The sequence below is a fragment of the Porphyrobacter sp. SLTP genome, assembly GCF_009905735.1.
In the GTDB taxonomy this organism is placed as follows: Bacteria; Pseudomonadota; Alphaproteobacteria; order Sphingomonadales; family Sphingomonadaceae; genus Erythrobacter.
The window spans coordinates 38,698-56,307 of the sequence record NZ_JAAALE010000004.1 but is presented as its reverse complement, the minus strand read 5'-3'; the positions used below and the strand labels follow the sequence as shown (position 1 = coordinate 56,307).

16 protein-coding genes and 1 tRNA gene are annotated in these 17,610 nt (G+C 64.1%); 10 read left to right on the top strand and 7 right to left on the bottom strand.

Going from position 1 to position 17,610, the window contains the following annotated elements:
* Positions 1–10: 10 nt before the first annotated feature.
* The 3 genes from GVM20_RS04510 to GVM20_RS04500 form a co-directional block, all read right to left on the bottom strand.
* The gene (locus GVM20_RS04510) at positions 11–808 is read right to left on the bottom strand and encodes an SDR family NAD(P)-dependent oxidoreductase (protein WP_199799462.1); all 798 of its coding nucleotides are present in this window, start codon (positions 806–808) and stop codon (positions 11–13) included.
* Entirely contained in the window at positions 808–3,123 is a 2,316-nt protein-coding gene (locus tag GVM20_RS04505) for a TonB-dependent receptor (protein ID WP_166546112.1), read from the bottom strand. The genes GVM20_RS04510 and GVM20_RS04505 overlap by 1 nt, the downstream gene beginning before the upstream one ends.
* A gap of 189 nt (positions 3,124–3,312) precedes the next feature.
* Positions 3,313–4,197 carry a LysR family transcriptional regulator gene (locus GVM20_RS04500; RefSeq protein WP_166546111.1) on the bottom strand — a complete coding sequence of 295 codons (885 nt, stop codon included), beginning with the start codon at positions 4,195–4,197 and terminating at the stop codon, positions 3,313–3,315.
* A gap of 217 nt (positions 4,198–4,414) precedes the next feature.
* On the opposite strand from GVM20_RS04500, the gene GVM20_RS04495 reads away from it, so the two are divergent.
* From GVM20_RS04495 to GVM20_RS04475, 5 genes are all read left to right on the top strand, one after another.
* A complete protein-coding gene (locus tag GVM20_RS04495) occupies positions 4,415–5,110 on the top strand; it encodes a type 1 glutamine amidotransferase domain-containing protein (RefSeq protein ID WP_166546110.1) in 696 nt (231 codons plus the stop codon).
* Positions 5,111–5,112: 2 nt separating this feature from the next.
* Entirely contained in the window at positions 5,113–5,568 is a 456-nt protein-coding gene (locus GVM20_RS04490; protein ID WP_199799461.1) for a VOC family protein, read from the top strand.
* The gene (locus GVM20_RS04485; RefSeq protein WP_502706185.1) at positions 5,562–6,674 is read left to right on the top strand and encodes an NADH:flavin oxidoreductase/NADH oxidase; all 1,113 of its coding nucleotides are present in this window, start codon (positions 5,562–5,564) and stop codon (positions 6,672–6,674) included. The genes GVM20_RS04490 and GVM20_RS04485 overlap by 7 nt, the downstream gene beginning before the upstream one ends.
* Positions 6,671–7,822 carry an L-dopachrome tautomerase-related protein gene (locus GVM20_RS04480; protein ID WP_166546108.1) on the top strand — a complete coding sequence of 384 codons (1,152 nt, stop codon included), beginning with the start codon at positions 6,671–6,673 and terminating at the stop codon, positions 7,820–7,822. Before GVM20_RS04485 ends, GVM20_RS04480 begins: the two co-directional genes overlap by 4 nt.
* 61 nt (positions 7,823–7,883) lie before the next feature.
* On the top strand, positions 7,884–8,441 hold the full coding sequence (locus tag GVM20_RS04475) for a phosphohydrolase (protein WP_166546107.1): 558 nt from the start codon (positions 7,884–7,886) through the stop codon (positions 8,439–8,441).
* A gap of 407 nt (positions 8,442–8,848) precedes the next feature.
* Here the strand turns inward: GVM20_RS04475 and GVM20_RS04470 are convergent, their stop codons facing one another.
* The gene (locus GVM20_RS04470) at positions 8,849–10,033 is read right to left on the bottom strand and encodes a winged helix-turn-helix domain-containing protein (RefSeq protein ID WP_166546106.1); all 1,185 of its coding nucleotides are present in this window, start codon (positions 10,031–10,033) and stop codon (positions 8,849–8,851) included.
* A 47-nt stretch (positions 10,034–10,080) separates the two neighbouring features.
* Here GVM20_RS04470 and GVM20_RS04465 point away from each other — a divergent pair, with 47 nt between their 5' ends.
* The 3 genes from GVM20_RS04465 to GVM20_RS04455 are packed head-to-tail and all read left to right on the top strand — an operon-like array spanning position 10,081 to position 12,939.
* Positions 10,081–11,520 (top strand): serine hydrolase domain-containing protein, encoded by a 1,440-nt coding sequence (locus GVM20_RS04465; RefSeq protein ID WP_166546105.1) that lies wholly within the window; start codon positions 10,081–10,083, stop codon positions 11,518–11,520.
* A 27-nt stretch (positions 11,521–11,547) separates the two neighbouring features.
* On the top strand, positions 11,548–12,375 hold the full coding sequence (locus GVM20_RS04460; protein ID WP_166546104.1) for a hypothetical protein: 828 nt from the start codon (positions 11,548–11,550) through the stop codon (positions 12,373–12,375).
* Between the two features lie 48 nt (positions 12,376–12,423).
* Positions 12,424–12,939, top strand: a complete 516-nt coding sequence (locus GVM20_RS04455) for a Cif family virulence factor (RefSeq protein ID WP_166546103.1) — start codon at positions 12,424–12,426, stop codon at positions 12,937–12,939.
* A 4-nt stretch (positions 12,940–12,943) separates the two neighbouring features.
* Here GVM20_RS04455 and GVM20_RS16510 read toward each other — a convergent pair whose 3' ends face one another.
* The 3 genes from GVM20_RS16510 to sppA all read right to left on the bottom strand — a co-directional run bounded on the left by GVM20_RS16510 (position 12,944) and on the right by sppA (position 15,177).
* Entirely contained in the window at positions 12,944–13,087 is a 144-nt protein-coding gene (locus GVM20_RS16510) for a CPBP family glutamic-type intramembrane protease (protein ID WP_166546102.1), read from the bottom strand.
* A 22-nt stretch (positions 13,088–13,109) separates the two neighbouring features.
* Positions 13,110–13,184 (bottom strand) — tRNA-Val (locus GVM20_RS04445).
* 100 nt (positions 13,185–13,284) lie between these two features.
* Positions 13,285–15,177 carry a signal peptide peptidase SppA gene (gene sppA / locus GVM20_RS04440; RefSeq protein ID WP_166546101.1) on the bottom strand — a complete coding sequence of 631 codons (1,893 nt, stop codon included), beginning with the start codon at positions 15,175–15,177 and terminating at the stop codon, positions 13,285–13,287.
* A 116-nt stretch (positions 15,178–15,293) separates the two neighbouring features.
* On the opposite strand from sppA, the gene GVM20_RS04435 reads away from it, so the two are divergent.
* On the top strand, positions 15,294–16,313 hold the full coding sequence (locus GVM20_RS04435) for an aspartate carbamoyltransferase catalytic subunit (RefSeq protein WP_166546248.1): 1,020 nt from the start codon (positions 15,294–15,296) through the stop codon (positions 16,311–16,313).
* On the top strand, positions 16,310–17,545 hold the full coding sequence (locus tag GVM20_RS04430; RefSeq protein WP_166546100.1) for a dihydroorotase: 1,236 nt from the start codon (positions 16,310–16,312) through the stop codon (positions 17,543–17,545). The genes GVM20_RS04435 and GVM20_RS04430 overlap by 4 nt, the downstream gene beginning before the upstream one ends.
* Positions 17,546–17,610 lie beyond the last annotated feature (65 nt).

Sequence of the window (17,610 nt, the reverse complement as noted above, 5' to 3'; positions counted from 1 at the left end):
ACTCCGCGGCCTACATCGGGAAGATCGACTGTCCCCCGTCGATCACCAGCGAATGACCGGTCATATAGCGGCTCGCCGGGCCAGCCAGAAACACCGCAGCCCCGGCCATGTCGTCGACAGTGCCAAGCTTGCCAGAGGGGGTCCGCCGCAAGCACGCATCCTGGAACGCCTTGGGTGTGTTGAGGCTCATTTCGGTTGCAATGAACCCTGGCAGGATCGAATTGGCGCGAATACCGACAGGGGCGAGCTCCACCGCAAGCGAGCGCACCAGGCCCGAGACGGCAGCCTTCGTCGCGGAATAGCCGCCCCCCGGCACGCCCAGCAGCGCCGCGACCGAAGATGTGACGACAAGACTTCCGCCGCTCCCTTGCTCGATGAACTGCCGGGACGCTGCCTGAAAGGTGTAGACCACACTGTTGACGTTGAGATCGAGCGTGCTTTGCCAGTCCCCGGGAGAGAGTTGGGTGAAAGGCTTTCGCACGCCCGACCCGCCGGCATTGGCAAAACAGCTGTCAAGCCGGCCAAAGCGAGCGATCGTCAATTCCATCGCTCCTGAGACCTGTTCCGGGTCGGTAACGTCACAGGCGAAGTCTGCCACGTCTGCCCCATTGGCCTTGAGCGCCTCGCTCGCGGCCCGGTTGCGCTCGGCATTTCGTCCCCAGATCGCCACGCTGGCCCCGGCGCTCGCGAGCCCTCGCGCCATTCCGATGCCGAGGCCCCCATTGCCTCCGGTCACAAGTGCGACATGGCCGGTCAGATCGAACAGCTGCGGCATGGCGGCGGCTGTGTTGTTGTTGGTTGTGTCCATCAGAAGCCCGCCCGCAGGTTGACGCCATACACGCGAGGATCGAGCAGGAAGGCGCTGCGGAAGCTGCCGACGAGGTTGGAGTTCACTTCGAGGAACGTGATGTCGTCGTTGTTCTGGACGTTCTTCACAAAGAAGATCAGCGCCAAATCGCGGTCGTCATGGGCAACCTGCAGCTGCAGATCGAACTGTTCCCAGCTGCCCACACGGTCCGCTGCGACATTGAATTCCCGCGCCCAGAAGCCGGTCTGCGAGTAGTAATCGACACGCGGTTTGAGAGACCAGCTTCCCGCAACCGGAATGTTGTATTCCGCGGCCAGCTTGAGGGTGCGGCTAGGCGCGTTGGGCAATTCGTTGCCTTGGATCTGGAAGAACGCCCCCCCGCGCGACGGATCGGACGACCGGAAATCGCTGCGGATATCGGTCTTGAGCAGGCCCAGCGCCCCTTCCAGTCGCAGCCCTTCAAGCGGCGTGAAGACCGTCTCGAGCTCGAAACCTCGCACGCGTGTTTCGGGAATGTTGACGTTCGTGGCAAGGGTGCCAACGATGTTGCCGACGATCAGATTGCTGTAATCGTATTGGAACAGAGCCCCGTTGAGGGTCAGCTTGGAATCAAGCAGCGTGTTTTTCGAACCGAGTTCCCACGAGTTGATGAATTCGGAATCAAAGGTTGGCGTGCCGACATTGCCCGGATTGAAACCGCCCGATTTGAACCCGCGCGAGAAGGTCAGATAGAGATTGTTGTCCGGCGACGGCTGCCAGGTGACACTGCCGCGTCCAGTCCAGGCATCGAATGAAGCCTCGCCTTCGAAGAACGGGCCCAGCGCGAAGGTGCCGCTGGCGGTGCGGATGGACTTGTCATCCTTGGTGTAGCGGATGCCGCCCAGCACGCTCAGTTCAGGCGTGATGTCGATGTAGACCTCACCGAACACCGCGTGCGAGGTAACACTCGCATCGGTGGTTACGCCCGCCGCGACAAAGCCGGCGGTCCGGTTGGCGGGCATATAGGTGATGACATCGCCTGCGCTGTTGGCCTTCAGATAATATCCGCCCAGCAGGAAGTTGAACGGCCCCGAAAAGTCCGATGCAAGGCGCAGTTCCTGGCTGACCTGATCGCGCTCTCCCGAACCATACTGGGCTGAACGCCAATCGGGCGATGAAATCACCTGACCCGGACCAAGCAAGTAGGTCAGAACACCATTGCCCGCGCCATTTGCGGGCGAAATCGCGGTGGGATTGAAAGCATTGGGCCGCGTGCCCTGATCGAAGTCACGGACGGAATCATTGCTGCCGTCCCGAAATCCGGTGACCGAAGTCAGGCGCAGCCAGTCACCGATGTCCTGATTGATCTCGAAGGTGGCGAGCAGGTCCTTGGCTCTCTGTTCAGGCAGAACATCGATGCGAACTTCACGCAGATCGGCCGGATTTGCGCTGAATGTATCGGCGCGCACAACTCCGGGAATCAGGAAGCGGTCGATCGTGAAGTTGACGGCGGGGAAATCATTGGTGACCGAGTCAGGCGAGCAGCCCAAAGTCGGATCGGGTGTGCACAGCGTCTTCACCGCGTTGCCGCGGTTGCTGTCTTCTTCGAAGTACGTGACCACGAAGTCGACCGTCGTGCCGGAGCCGGTGTCGAGCCGTGCGCTGCCGCGCAGCGTGAACTGGTCACGGCCGTCGATGCGCGAGCCATCCTCGAGGTTGCGGGTATAGCCGTCGCGCTTCAGGTAATGCCCAGCAAACCGCAAGCCGAAGCCTTCGGTAACCGGCACGTTCACCGCACCTTCGATGCGACGCCCGTCAAAGTTCTCGACCTGCGCGCTCACATAGCCTTCGAAGGCATCTGTCGGCTTGCGGGTGACGAAATTGATCAGGCCGCCGGTGGTGTTACGACCGAACAGGGTGCCCTGCGGGCCGCGCAGCACTTCGACCCGTTCAAGGTCGAAGAATTCGCCAAATGTGCTGCCCTGCTGCAGGAATACGCCGTTGATGAGGACGCCGATGTTGGTGTCGTTGGAACCACCGAAGGACTGCGACCCGACCCCGCGGATCGTGAGGTTGCGGTTGGCTGAAAGGATGACGTTCGGTGCGTTGAACTGAAGGTCCAGCGCGTCTTCGATACGGGCATTGCGGATGTTCTCGCCAGTCAGGGCTGTGATCGCGATGGGCACTTCTTGCACGTTTTCCTCGCGCAGCTGCGCGGTCACGATGATGACGTTTTCGCTTTGCTCAGTGGCTTCGTCAGCCTCCTGTGCGAACACAGGTTGGCTGGACAGCGCAGCAAGCGGCAGGGCCGAGATGGCCGGGAACAGCTTTTTCATTGGTATCCTCCCCTCGTTATGGGAAGGGAGATGGCACTTAATGGACAAATGGTCAATAGCAAGCCATCTTACCGTTGGATTGTGGCTCACTTTCGATTGTTTATCCTCAAATATAGGACGCTTGGTCATTACCGCAAGCCAGCTCGCCTCACGAGCATCAGGATTGGAAGCACAAATCAGGTTCGGGGTCTAAATCTTGTCGTGCAGGGCGGTGATCAGCGCATCGCGTGCCAAGGCAACGCGTGGATGGCGCAAGGACGATTTTGCCCAGACGAGATAGAATGCGTTGGTCGGCACGCTTACCGGCGCCGCAATTTCGAGAAGGGTGCAAGCAGCGCGCTGGGCATCGGTGAGATAGCCCGGCAGCACCGTCCAACCCAGCCCCGCGCACATGGCTGAACGCAGGACCCGAAGGTCGGGAGCGGTCAGTGCAGGCGGGCGCTTCACTTCGATGTTGTTGGCCTCCAGCCAGTTGCGCACCAGCGGCCGGTCAAGATCATAGGCTAGATGTGGCACCGTATTGAGCGCGTCCGCCAGAGGGCTACGCCCGATCTGCTCGACAACAGAGGGTGCCGCCACGGCCCGCAGATCTTCGGTGCCGACTTTCTGGTAGGCGAGCCGCGCATCGTCGGGCTGCGAAGCTGTGAACCCGAGGTGCACCTTGTCGTCGAGCAGCATGGCGTAAAGCGCATCACGCCCGCCGATATGCAGCCGCAAATCAAGCCCCGCAGCGAGCAAGGGTCCAAGCCTTGGCGCGATCATTTCGCCCAGCATATCGGACGGTGCGGCAATGTGCACTGTTCCCGAAACTCTGATCGACCGGGCGCGTGCCGCCGAGAGCGCGGCCTCGGCTGCATCGAGACTGCCGCCGATCGAGAGTGCCAGATCGTCGGCGATGGCCGTGGGGCGCACCCCCCGCGAATGACGGTCGAACAGGGGATGGCCGAGTTGCGTTTCAAGCGAGGCGATATGCTGAGAGGCGGCCGGTTGGGTAATTCCCAAGGCCCGTGCTGCATCGCTCAACGAGCGTCGGCGGTAGACTTCGACAAAGGTGCGCAGCTGTTGGAGCGACATTTTTGTTCCATAATGCAATTTATGGCTGATCGCCATTCCTCTTGGATTTCATGATGAAACTTGCAGCCTATCTGCTCGGTATCGAAGGAGCCAAGCGATGCACGACCGACGCAATTTTCTGACAGGCATGACCACGCTCGCCTTGGCGGCGGCGGCATTGCCGCTTGCATCCGCATCTGCTCGCCCGATCCATCAACATCGCCAGGGAGCCAAAGCAATGACCCGCATTCTGATGATCGCCACCTCCGCAGACCGCATGACCCCCGGTACCGAACCGACCGGCGTGTGGCTCGAAGAGCTTACCACACCCTACTACGCCTTCCGCGACGCCGGCGCCGAGGTCACGCTCGCCTCGATCAAGGGCGGCGCGATCCCGGTCGACCAGCGCAGCGTCAACGCCGATGGCGAGAACGACGCCTCGGTCGAACGCTATCTCAAGGACGAGGCCTTCAAGGCCGAGGTTGCGAGCACGCCCGCATTCACCGCAATCGATCCCGAAGGATATGACGCGGTGTTCCTGCCCGGCGGACACGGCACGATGTTCGACTATCCCGGCAGCGAGGAACTCGCGCGCCTGATCGAGCGGTTCGACCGCGAAGGCAAGATCGTTGCCGCGGTCTGTCATGGACCTGCGGGGCTGGTTTCCGCGAAGAAGGTCGACGGCACCCCGCTGGTCGCCGGTCGGCGGGTGGCAGCTTTCACCGACAGCGAGGAGCGCGCGGTCGGGCTCGACGAAGCGGTGCCCTTCCTGCTCGAAACGCGCATGAAGGAACTGGGCGCAAAGCACGAAGGCGGGCCCGACTTCCAGCCCTTTGCCCTGCGCGATGGAAATCTGGTGACGGGGCAGAATCCTGCGTCGGCCGTCCGCACTGCGGAACTTGTCATGGAAGCGCTCAAGGAAAAGGTGGCCTGATCATGCACTACCTTCACACCATGCTGCGCGTCAGCGATCCCGAGGCCTCGGTGCGGTTCTTCGAACTGCTGGGCCTGAAAGAGACCCGGCGGATGGAGAGCGAACGCGGGCGCTATACCCTCATCTTCCTCGCCGCCGACGAAGACCACCGCGGGGAGGGAGAGCGCGGCACCGCCGAGGTTGAGCTGACCTATAACTGGCCACCCGAAGATGGCAGCGCGCCCGAGGTGTACACTGGCGGCCGCAACTTCGGTCACCTCGCCTACCGCGTCGACGACATCTACGAAACCTGCGCTCGGCTGCAGGCGGGCGGGGTCACGATCAACAGGCCGCCGCGCGACGGGCACATGGCCTTCGTGCGCTCGCCCGACGGCATCTCGATCGAATTGCTGCAAAAGGGCGAACACAAGGCGCCCGCCGAACCCTGGGCCTCGATGCCCAACACGGGTGAATGGTGATGCCGAAATTGTTCGAACCGATTGAGGTTGGCGGGCTGCGGCTCGCCAACCGGATCGTCATCGCGCCAATGTGCCAGTATTCGGCCGAAGACGGCGCGATGAACGACTGGCATCAGATGCATCTGGGCCAGCTGGCGATGTCGGGCGCAGGCGCGCTGACGATCGAAGCCACCGCGGTGAGCCCGGAAGGGCGGATCACCTATGGCGATGTCGGCCTTTACGACGACCATACCGAACACGCGATGCGGCAGGTGCTGCAAAGCGTGCGCCGCTGGTCTGACATGCCGCTGGTGATTCAGCTTGCCCACGCGGGGCGCAAGGCAAGCTGCGCCAAGCCTTGGGATGGCGGAGCGCAGCTTGCGCCCGACGATGCCAATGGCTGGCAGACGCTCGCCCCCAGCGCCCTTGCCTTCGAGGAAGGCGAGAACCCGCCAACCGCGCTCGATCGTGCGGGGATGGAGCGCATCATCGCCGCCTTTGCCGATGCGGCGCAGCGATCGGGCCGGTTGGGCCTCGACGCGATCCAGATCCATGCCGCGCACGGCTATCTGCTCCACGAATTCCTCTCGCCGCTGTCGAACACGCGCACGGATGAATATGGCGGCAGTCTCGAAAACCGGATGCGCTTCCCGCTCGAAGTGTTCGATGCGGTGCGCGCGGCCTTGCCGGCCGAAAAGCCCGTGACGGTCCGCGTGTCGGGCACCGACTGGGTGGAGGGCGGCTGGACGGTGCAGGAAACCGCAGCCTTCGCCCGCGAACTCGAAGCCCGCGGGTGCGCCGCGATCCACGTGTCGAGCGGCGGGCTCGATCCGCGGCAGGATATTCCGGTGGGGCCGGGCTATCAGGTGCCGCTCGCATCAACTGTGAAGGATGCGGTGACGATGCCGGTCATCGCGGTCGGCCTCATCACCGATCCGCAGCAGGCCGAGGACATCCTGGCGCGCGGCGATGCCGATATGATTGCGATCGCACGCACGGTGCTGTGGGATCCCCGCTGGCCGTGGCACGCTGCCGCGATGTTGGGCGCTTCGGTCAAGGCACCGCCGCAATATCTGCGCTCCGAACCGCGCGAAGCCGGGCGCATCCTGAAGGAAATGAAGCCATGAACCGCTCGATCAAACTTATGCTCGCAACGGCTGCCGTGCTGTCGCTCGCGGCCTGCGCGACCACACCGCAGGCCACCTCGGCACTGAAAATCGAACAGGTCGCCACTTTCGACGGCGCGATGCCAACCGGCGTGACCGTTGCCCCCAATGGCCGCATCTTCGTCAACTTCCCGCAATGGGGCGACAATGCGCCGTTCACGGTGGCCGAACTGGTCGATGGCAAGGCGGTGCCTTACCCCGACGCAGCAACCAATCGCCCCGACCCGGCTGACCCGGCAGGGCATTTCATCTCGGTGCAGAGCGTGGTCGCAGACGGGGCCAACCGGCTCTGGGTGCTCGATACCGCGGCACCCAACTTCGCGCCCCCCCAGGCTGGCGGCGCGAAGCTGGTCGCGATCGATCTTGCCACCAACCGCGTCGTCAAGACCATCGTGCTCCCCCCCAGGGTGGTGCTGCCGACGACCTACCTCAACGACGTGCGGCTGGATCTGCGGCAGGGCGCGGAAGGCGTGGCCTATATCACCGACAGCAGCAATGCGGGCATCGGCGGGATCATCGTGGTCGATATCGCCAGCGGGCGGGCGATCCGCCGTCTTTCGGGCCACGCGACGACCAATCCCGAACCCGGCTTCACCCCGGTTGTCGATGGCGCGGTGTTGATGAACCGCCCCGCGCAAGGGCCGGCAACACCGATTGCGATCGCGAGCGACGCGATCGGGCTGAGCGCAGATGGCAGCATGCTTTACTACGGGCCTCTTTCGGGCCGTACTTTGCATGAGGTGCCAACCGCCATGCTGCGCGATCCTGCGGTATCGGAGCAGGAGCTCGTCCGCGCGATCCGCAGCATGGGACGCAAGGGTGCCTCGGACGGGATCGCCGAAGACGATACTGGCCGCGTGTTCGCCGGCGATTACGAGAACAACGCGATCCGCGTGCTCGATCGGGGCAACTGGACGACGCTGGTCAGCGACCCGCGCATCAGCTGGCCCGACACACTGTCGATCGGGACCGACGGCTACCTCTACTTCACCGCCAACCAACTGCACCGCCAGCCCGGCTTCCACGGCGGGCAGGATCTGCGCCGCAAGCCTTATGAACTGCTGCGCATCAAGGTCGGCAGCGGACCTGTTCTGTTGCACCCGAATTGACGGCACCAGACCGGGCGGGCTCGGCAACGTGATTGTCCGGCACCGCCGTAGGATTCCTTGAATGATTCAGCCAATTTTCTCCGATCCGACAGTCGAGCGGCATTTGCCATTGATTGCGGAGGCAGTCGGACGCGACTTCGCCGCCTATCGCAACCACATATACCGAGTGTTGAGCTACGCGTCGCACTTCCTCGGCGAAGATCCGCGAGGACGCGAACACATCGCCTTCGCGCTTGTCTTCCACGATGTGGGCCTGTGGACCGACCACGAATTGGCTTATCTGGAGCCGTCGGAGGTCGTGGCCGAACGCGTCCGAGCGCAGCACGCAACGCATCTTGACCCTAGGCTCGTTGCCAACATCATCCACTGGCATCACAAGCTACGATCTTTCGCGGGACCGGATGCCGACATCGTGAACGCCGCGCGCATAGCCGATTGGGTCGACGCAAGCATGGGGATGGTGCGGCATGGTGTATCGCGACGAGAGGTAACAGCAATCGAAGCAGCTATCCCCGTGTTGGGTTTCCCGGAGACTCTAATGCGCCTCGCCAAGGAGTTGCGTCATAGCAACCGGCTCGCCGGACTGTGGCGTGTTCTCGCACGTGTTTACAAGATCTGACCTTTGGCAGCGCAACGGCTGAGAATATCGCGAGCTGGCGAATTGCCGACAGCCAGCTGACGGCCCTGTTATCGGTGAAGTTCTTGTCCAGCGGACCATTCGATGAGCGTCATTTTGGCGATTGACCTGCCGTTGGACCGGTCTTGGGGAACGGCAGGATCGACCCATTTTCAGCTGCCCCGCGCCCCGTGAACAAGTGGCCGCTATCAGGAAGGCGCGGGTCGCAACCGAACATCCGTTCCGGGGTCGCTTGCTGAACGGCAGGATTTTTTCAGAAGCGGGGCAAAGCCGCCACTCGCGACCCGATCTCAGCCGTGACGGCCCCCGACCCAGAGTAGGTCATTCGACTTTGTCAGATGGACTGTCCGCTTCGGCAATAAGCGGACCTTACCTTTACGCTACCTCGGTCACTCGTTCGATGTAGCGCTTCGCGGATTGAACTCACCTTCGATCGCCATGATCTCGCGGTCGAGGAAGGGCATTGTCCGCTGCGCGATGCGCAATTCGGCGATGGCCTCTTCGCGCTTGCCTTGGGCCAGCAGGGCCCGCGCCAGCGAGTAGCGCAGGTCTCCCACGCCAGGCTGTCGTCCAACAAGGGCGCGCAGGTCCTGCTCGGCCTGCCGTGCCAAAGCCGCAGGTTCCCCGTGGCGCATCACCATATCCGCGTTCACCCGGGCGAGCAGCGACCGCGCAATCACAGCTGTCTCGGGTTCCATCGCTAAGGCATCGAGGGACCTGCGCGCGCCGAAGAGGCTTTGCTTGTCCCCAAGCCGCCAGAGCCGGTAGGCTTCAGCGTAGCGGGTGCGTCCCTCATCGGAAATCTCGCCCCCGGTGGCCGCAAACGCACTCAGGTGGCCGTGGACGTTGTTCGCGAAATGCATCACCGCCCGGCCCGAATCCGCAGGCGAAACCGCGTATTCTTCAGCGAACAACACAGCCCCGGTGGCACTATCGACGAGTTCCGCCGCCAGCTTGCGATCCTGCCCGGAACTGCCCAGCGATAGCCGTACAAGGTAGTCAGGCTCCCCACTTTGGGTCGGTACGCGGTCGATGACACGAACACCTTCGAACTTGGAAATGGTGCGCACCATGTCGCGGCGCAGGGTCTCGCTTTCGCCGGGATCGACACCTGCCGCAGGCGCGGCTGCGAGCACCGCCAGTACAGGCTTCGCAGGCTTGCCCACATCGGCGATCTGCCACGCCAGCATCAGCGCCGCTGCGATCAGCAGGACGATGCCGGCTGCCCAGCCAGCCCTGCCGCGTAACGGTGAGGCGCGCGCCGGCTCTGCGGCACTCTTCGGCAAGATGGTGCGGTAGCCATGATTGCGGACCGCCTCGATGACGGTGCCGTCGATGCCGATCTGTTCGAGGCTCTCGCGCAGTAATGTCACCCGCTGCTTGATCGTTTCCCGGGTAACCTGCGCGTTCCAGACCGCTTCTTCGATCTGGGAAAAGGACACCGGATCGGGGCTCTGCTCAAGCAGCAGGTCGAACAGGCGAAACGACAGATCAGGCAGCCGGTGTGCCTCGCCCTCGACGACGATTGCGCGGCGCACCTTGCAGAGCTCGACCTTCATTTCACCAATCTTCACCGTTCTTTTCTTGTCCTGTCGCCGGTGCGGATTGCAGCCTTCGGGGCATGACACAGCACCGCACACACCTCGCCCTCATCGCCCTCGCCGCAGCAGGATGCAACAGCCCCGTTTCAGCGGATACCCCAAGCACCGCGCCTGCCGCACAGCAACAAATCGCCGATGCCATCCTCGCCGCTCAGGTAGAAGCCAACGGCGTTCCCGGCATGGCTGCCGCCGTGACCCGGGACGGCGAGGTCATCTGGTCCGGCGGCGCCGGATATCGCGATCTTGACCGGAAGCTGCCGGTCGATACCGACACCAGCTTCCGCCTCGCCAGCGTTTCCAAACTGCTGACCGCCACCGCAGCGATGGTGCTGCAGGATCGCCACCTGCTGGATATCGATGCGCCCGTTCAGCGCTACCTGCCCGGCCGCCGCCTCAGCTGGCCGTCGCAAATCAATCTGCGGCAGCTTGCGGCGCACACGTCAGGCATCCCGCATTATCAGGATGTCGATGTCGCGCGGGGCGGTGTCCATTTCGATACTGTGGACGAGGCTGTCGCGATCTTCGCCGACCGTTCGCTGCTGTTCGCGCCAGGGACCGATTATCAATACAGCTCCTATGGCTACACCCTTCTGAGCGCCGCGATCGAAGGCGCTGCCCGCACCCCGTTTCTGTCGTTCGTCTCGCGCACGATCACCTATGATCTGCCGCTGCGCCCCGACCTTGAGCCCGACCCGGCACACGACACCGTCGCGTACGAATTCGAGGACGGCGCAATCCGCGCGGCGGACCCGCATGATTACAGCTATTCCTGGGGCGGGGCCGGCTTTCGCGGCACGGCGCCGGGCGTCGCGCTGTTCGGGGCAAGAGTGATGCGCGACAGCTTCCTCTCGCCCGAAGCGCGGGCGGTAATGTGGACGCCTGCCAGCATGAACGACGGTTCTCCGGTGACTGAAGGCGAGGACCGGATCGCTTTCGGTTGGCGCATCGGCACGGACAGCGACGGGCACAATATAGCGCATCACGCCGGTGTCGCCATCGGCGCGCGCAGTGCTCTGTTGGTCTATCCGGAAAGCGGCGAGAGTGTCAGCGTTCTGTCGAATGCGGTCTGGGTTTCGGATATCAAGGAGACCGCGACGATGCTGGCCGCGCCCTTCCGGGTCGATCAGGGTGGGCCGCAAACACCGTGCCCTGCATGGGCGAGCCGCTACTCCGGCAGCTTCGGCGACAAGCCGGTGACCGGAACCGCAAGCTTTGCCGTGTCCGACGGGATTTGCCGCGGGACGCTGGGGCTCGACAATGCGGCGGGCGACTGGTTCGATGCGATGCCGCAGGCGAACGCTAACCATCTCACGATCATCTCGGTCCTGCCAGGCGACCGGCTCGATCGCGGCGCGCTTGTGACGCCGAGCGGCACCTACGACCTGCGTCGACAGGCCGACGGCCGCTTCGTCGCGGTGTTGAGCCCGACCCGCAAGTTCATCGTGCACTTGCAGCGCTGAAAACCCTTTCAAACTTGGAGACACGCGATGTTGCTTACTTCTGCGCTGGCGGCTGCCAGCATGATGGCGCTTGCCCAAACCCAGCCGACCGGGTGTGTAGAGACGTTCCGCAAGGGCGGCAATCCGGTCACAGGACTGCGCTTCGTCGCCGAGCGCTCGGTCGCCGATCTCTCCTCTGCGAGTGCGATTGGCCAGCTGCGCGGCATCGTGATCGCCAAGGGCTATATCGTGATGGCCGCAGAACCCGAAGCGGGGACGATACTGATCGAGCAGCCGACTACCGGCAAGGCGAGGGGCTTCCCGATCGAGATCAGCGTGAGCGAGGCCAACGGGCAGGGCACGGTGCGCATGGAAGCCCGCCTGCGCGCGGCGATGGCAGTCAAGGAAGCTGCGGCGCGCGCCGAAATGTGCGGAATCCTTGCGCAGCTGCAAGGAGGCAAGGCGGGTCTCGCTCTGGCGAAGAAGGGCAATGCCGCCGAAGCCGCGAGTGCCGCTCCGCTCAGGATGAGTGTGTTGCGGTTCTCGTCGCAGATCGGCGGAGAAGCGCGGAAGAGCTCGGTTTCCATCGAGCCGCGCTACAAGGAAAGGGTCTTCACCCTATACGGCCCGGTCGCATCGGTAAGCCGCGTCGGCGACGGCTACCGCGTCGACTTCAAGCTGGTCGACAATATGCTCGCCAGTCTGGCGCCTGGCACCGGTTACCGGGCCGAAGTCAGCTGTCGGCTGGCCCCCGGACAGTCGGCGTTCGCCCTGACGCTGAAGCCTGACAGCCACGTCGAGCTGACCGGAACATTCGATACCTTTGATGAGAGCCAGTCGCGGGTCTGGCTGCGTGATTGCGCACCAAACAAATAGAAGACCGCAGTGCCCCGACCCTACCCTTGCCTCCACTGGAGATAGATCATGATCCTCTATGCACTCGCGGCTGCGATGGCATCGCCGTTCCTCGCCCCAGCCCATGCTATAGCCCAAGCCGAACCCCAATCCGCCTACACCCACGCCCAGGCGGAGAAGGATTTGCGGACCACAATCGCAACCTTCGGCGAGGCGATCATCCGCAAGGACGCGAGGGGCTTTCTGGCGCTGTTCGCCGAAGGCCCTGTGACATGGCGACGCGTCAACAGCGATGCGCGCCTTGCGCGGTTGGGCGAGCAGGCCACCAAGGCCGCCTTCGATCCGGCAAACACACCCCGCGACTTCATCGAACGGATCGTCAGCAGCCCCCATCGCCACGAGGAAATCTTCAGCAACATCAGCATCGCACACGACGAGGATGTGGCCGCGATTACCTTCGACTTTACGTACCTGCTGAACGGGCGGGCTATCAACCAAGGCAAGGAATCCTGGCATCTAGTCCGCACGGCGCAGGGCTGGCGGATCGTATCGGTGATCTACTCGAACAACGATCCGGCGGGCTGAAGCGCTAAACAAGAAACGAGAAGGAGTTGACGAAGTTGTGCAGCAGGACGGGGAGCAGGAGGCTTCCCGTCCGCAACCGGATCCACACGCCCATGAATGACGGAACCGCAGTCAGCACCATGACGTAGGGGTCGAAAGAGAAAACCATCTTTTCTAACTCTTTGAAAAGATGGTGGGCGCGACAGGGATTGAACCTGTGACCCCACCCGTGTGAAGGGTGTGCTCTACCGCTGAGCTACGCGCCCGTCCGGTGGGCCATACGACCCGGACAGGGGGGCGCCTTTAATCGGGCCTTGCGCGCTTGGCAAGCGCTCGCGGCGAGGTGACGTGCGATTTCGTTGATGCTTAGCTGCCGGTCAGCCACGCCAGCAGCGCCAGCATCCCCTCAGGCCGCTTGGAGGGGGAGGGCGGGGGCGCAGCGCTTGGCGGACACTCGGCACAGAACGCCTGAACGCCGCGCGTTCCCAGCAGGCGCTCGGCATCGCGGGCCAGCCGGACGCCGAGGTTCTCGCTGCGCGCCGCTGCCATCGCGAACAGATCGCCATTGTTCACAGCAGGTGCGCGCGCGGTCTGGCTGGAAACCAGCCGCCGGATCAGCGAATCGTAATTTGCGTCCTGCTCGCCAAGATAGACCGCGTGCCATCCGCCGTCTTTCAAACCAGCCTTGGCCGCGGCCCAGCCGAGCGCGGCGTCCAAGCCGCCGAATTCGTCGACGAGGCCCTTCTGGCGCGCGGTTCCGCCGTCCCACACCTGACCTTGCGCGACGCTATCGACCCGGTCGACCGGCATGCGCCGCGCCTTGGAGACGAGGGTGATGAAGTCCTTGTACGTGCCGCTGATCGAGGTCTGGAACAGCGTGTCCATTTCTGGGCTGAAGCCGCCGATAAAGTCGGGCTGGCCCGAAAGCGGCGTGGTGCGATAGCCATCGGCGTTGACCCCAAGCCGGGCGGCGGCCTGTTCGAAGGTCGGCACCACGGCGAAGACGCCGATCGAGCCGGTGATGGTATCGGGCTCGGCAAAGATCCGGTCGCTCGACGTGGCGACCCAGTAGCCGCCGCTCGCCGCGACATTGCCGAAGGATACGGCGACCGGAATCTTGCGGTCGCGGTGGCGCTGGATCGCGCGGCGGATTTCCTCCGCCGCGGTGGCCGATCCACCCGGCGAATCGACCCGCACCACCAGCGCGGCGAAATCATCGTCGAGCGCCTCGTCAAGCAGGTCGGCGATCCGCCTGCCCCCTGCGATCCCCGGCCCGGCTTCGCCATCGACAATCTCGCCCGCGATAGTGATCACGCCAATGGCCTTGCCGGAGCGATCTTTTCCGACATCGGCGAGGAAGGCGCCAAGCTCGCTTGAGGCATAGGTGCCGGGCAGGTCGCTCCACGGGTCCTTGCCCGCCAGTTCCGCCACCCGCGCGCCGAACTGGACGCGGTCGCCAAGCTTGTCGACCAGCCCTGCGGAAACAGCCGCCTGCGCCAGATCGCCGCCCGAGCTCTGAATCCAGGCGAGCGGATCGCTTGTCACCCGCGCCAGTGCGAGCTTGGGGCGGGCCTTGCTGACATTTGCCTGCCACTCCTCCCACATCGCGCCGTACAGGCCGCCAAGGTTCTGGCGCGCTTCGTCCGACATCGAACTGCGCGAATAGGGCTCCACCGCCGATTTGAACGCGCCTACGCGATACACCCGCGCGTTGACGCTCAGCTTTTCGAGCAGGCCCGCGTAATAAAGCCGATTGCCGCCCGGCCCGGAGATAACGGCCAGACCCTGCGGATCGAGCCAGACCTCGCTCGCATGGGCAGCCAGCAGCATATGATCATCGGCATAGCCAACCGCATAGGTCAGCACCGGCTTCTCCGCCTTGCGCACCCGGTCCATCGCTTCACCGATGTCCTTGAGGTGCACCTGCCCGCCGCCGAGGAAGGTGGTAAGATCGAACACCACGGCCTTGATGCGGTCATCGCTCGCCGCAGCGTCCAGCGCGCGGACAATGTCGCGGGCGCGGTATTCGCCCACCGGGGCGGTGCCCGACAGCAGGGTCTCGATCGGATCGAGCACTGATTTTTCCTCGACCAGAATGCCGTCCAGATCGATCAGGAGTGCCCCTTCGCGCACCTGACCGGGGTTGGGACGGGCCGAGAGGATGGCAAACAGCGCCACAAAGAACAGCAGCATGAACAGGAGCACCAGCCCGTCCTTGATCCCCACGAGGATCTTCCAGACCTTGCCGACAAAATTCATGCATTCGTTCCTTCAGCTTGTTCCGCCGATCTAGGGGCTTTGCACGGTAACTGCTATCGGAAACCTTACGCGATGGGTTGAGCAGCGGATGAGGCTCGACTAGGGGCATGGACTTGATGGATGCACGCGAGACTTCACCGGCACAGGGCCGCTTTCCGGCCGGGCGGTTGGCGTTTCCGCATCGCGACCTCACCGGCATCGGCCAGTTGCAGCGGCACGAGATCCTTTATCTGCTCGATCAGGCCGAACAGTGGGTCGCGCTCAACCGTCAGCGGACCAAGCATACCGATCTGCTCGCAGGCCTGACGATCATCAACGCCTTCTTCGAAAACTCGACCCGCACGCTGCTCAGCTTCGAGATCGCGGGCAAGCGGCTGGGGGCGGACGTGGTCAACATGCATGCGGCCACCAGCAGCGTGAAGAAGGGCGAGACGCTGATCGACACCGCGATCACGCTGAACGCGATGCGCGCCGATGCGATCGTGATCCGGCATGGTTCGTCCGGCGCGACCGGGTTGATCGCGGACAAGGTCGATTGTCCGGTGCTCAACGCGGGCGACGGCAGCCATGAACACCCGACACAAGGCCTGCTCGACGCCCTGACCCTGCGCCATGCGCTGGCCGAGCGGGGCGAGGGGGCCGAGGATTTTACCGGGCTCAATATCGTGATCTGCGGTGACATCCTGCACAGCCGCGTCGCGCGCTCGAACATCCTGTGCCTCACCGCGATGGGCGCGAATGTTCGCGTCTGTGCGCCGCCTGCCTTGATGCCGACCGGGATCGAGGCGATGGGCGTGGAAGTGTTCCACCGGTTCGACGATGCGCTGGACGGCGCGGAAGTCGTGATGATGCTGCGGCTCCAGTCCGAACGGATGAGCGGTCAGTTCATTCCCAGCCCGCGCGAATATCGCCATCTTTACGGGCTGACCGCCAAGCGGCTGGCGCTCGCCGCACCGGGCGCGCTGGTGATGCACCCTGGCCCGATGAACCGCGGGGTCGAGATCGACAGCGAGGTCGCCGATCTGGAGGGCCGCTCGCTGATCACCCGGCAGGTCGAGATGGGTGTGGCCATCCGCATGGCATGCCTGGATATTCTGACGCGCGAGACGCGCGGCGTTGCGGGTTGGGCAGGATGAAGCAGGCGCGCCCGCTCACCATCACCAATGCGCAATTGGTGACCCCCGGCGGGGTTGTTGCGGGTGCGCTGCGCTGCGCAGACGGGCTGATCGCCGCAGTCGGAGCGGATGTCGTGGCCGAGGAGGGCGATGAGGTTGTCAACGCGCGCGGCAAGCTGCTTGCGCCCGGCATCATCGACTTGGGCGTGTTTGCGGTCGACAAGCCAGCGTTCCATTTCGGCGGGATCACGCGCGCGGCGCTGATGCCCGATCAATCCCCGCCGCTCGATCTGCCGAGCCGGGTCAATTTCATCGCCAAGAGCGGCAAGCCCGATCTCTGGGTTCACCCGCTCGCCGCCGCCACGCGCGGACTTGAGGGGCGGGAGCTCGCCGAAATCGCGCTGATGCAGGACGCTGGCGCGCGCGGGATTGCGACCGGGCGGCGCTGGATCGCTGACAGCGGCGTGATGCTGCGGCTGCTGCAATATGCCGCGATGCTGGATCTGGTGGTCGTCACCCATGCCGAGGATGGCGGACTGACCGGGGAGGCTGCCGCGACCGCGGGCGAGATCGCCACGCGGCTGGGCCTGCCCGCTGCGCCTGCCGAGGCCGAGGCGCTCGCCATTGCCCGCGATATTGCGCTGGCTGAGCTGGCGGGTGCGCGGATCCACATCCGGCAAGTCACCACCGCACGCGGACTCGATCTGGTGCGCGAGGCCAAGGCGCGCGGGCTGCCCGTCACCTGCGGGATTACGCCCGCGCATTTCATGCTGTCGGACCTTGCGACCGCCGATTTCCGCACCTTCACCCGCATCTCGCCTCCCTTGCGCGCCGAGGCGGATCGGCAGGCGGCACTGGCAGCGATGGGTGACGGCACCGTGGACGTGATCGCCAGCGGCCATGATCCGCGCGGGCCGGAGGACAAGCGCCTGCCCTTCGCCGATGCCGCGCCAGGCATGGCCGGAGCCGAGACGCTGCTCGCGATGGTGCTGGGGCTGGTGCGTGACGCGGTGATTGATACGGCCCGCGCTTTTGATTGCCTCGCCCGCAATCCGGCAGGATTGCTCGGTGTTCCGGCCGGTGCGCTTACGGCAGGTCTGGAAGCCGACCTTGCCTTGATCGACCCCGACGCGCCGTGGATCATCGACCGCCGCAAGATGGAGGCGACGGCCGATAACACTCCGTTCGACCGGCAAGGCGCGCAGGGGCGGGTGCTGGGTCTGTGGAAGGGCGGAGTCAGCCTGTCCGCATAAGAAAACTCCCGGACAGCGCGGACGCTATCCGGGAGCGAGGCTTGCTCATTCCTGCCGAGGCAGGG

Coding starts and splice junctions, on each gene's coding strand:
- GVM20_RS04510 (WP_199799462.1), bottom strand. CDS start 808: ATGGACACAACCAACAACAACACAGCCGCCGCCATGCCGCAGCTGTTC.
- GVM20_RS04505 (WP_166546112.1), bottom strand. CDS start 3,123: ATGAAAAAGCTGTTCCCGGCCATCTCGGCCCTGCCGCTTGCTGCGCTG.
- GVM20_RS04500 (WP_166546111.1), bottom strand. CDS start 4,197: ATGTCGCTCCAACAGCTGCGCACCTTTGTCGAAGTCTACCGCCGACGC.
- GVM20_RS04495 (WP_166546110.1), top strand. CDS start 4,415: ATGACCCGCATTCTGATGATCGCCACCTCCGCAGACCGCATGACCCCC.
- GVM20_RS04490 (WP_199799461.1), top strand. CDS start 5,113: ATGCACTACCTTCACACCATGCTGCGCGTCAGCGATCCCGAGGCCTCG.
- GVM20_RS04485 (WP_502706185.1), top strand. CDS start 5,562: ATGGTGATGCCGAAATTGTTCGAACCGATTGAGGTTGGCGGGCTGCGG.
- GVM20_RS04480 (WP_166546108.1), top strand. CDS start 6,671: ATGAACCGCTCGATCAAACTTATGCTCGCAACGGCTGCCGTGCTGTCG.
- GVM20_RS04475 (WP_166546107.1), top strand. CDS start 7,884: ATGATTCAGCCAATTTTCTCCGATCCGACAGTCGAGCGGCATTTGCCA.
- GVM20_RS04465 (WP_166546105.1), top strand. CDS start 10,081: ATGACACAGCACCGCACACACCTCGCCCTCATCGCCCTCGCCGCAGCA.
- GVM20_RS04460 (WP_166546104.1), top strand. CDS start 11,548: ATGTTGCTTACTTCTGCGCTGGCGGCTGCCAGCATGATGGCGCTTGCC.
- GVM20_RS04455 (WP_166546103.1), top strand. CDS start 12,424: ATGATCCTCTATGCACTCGCGGCTGCGATGGCATCGCCGTTCCTCGCC.
- GVM20_RS16510 (WP_166546102.1), bottom strand. CDS start 13,087: ATGGTTTTCTCTTTCGACCCCTACGTCATGGTGCTGACTGCGGTTCCG.
- sppA (WP_166546101.1), bottom strand. CDS start 15,177: ATGAATTTTGTCGGCAAGGTCTGGAAGATCCTCGTGGGGATCAAGGAC.
- GVM20_RS04435 (WP_166546248.1), top strand. CDS start 15,294: ATGGATGCACGCGAGACTTCACCGGCACAGGGCCGCTTTCCGGCCGGG.
- GVM20_RS04430 (WP_166546100.1), top strand. CDS start 16,310: ATGAAGCAGGCGCGCCCGCTCACCATCACCAATGCGCAATTGGTGACC.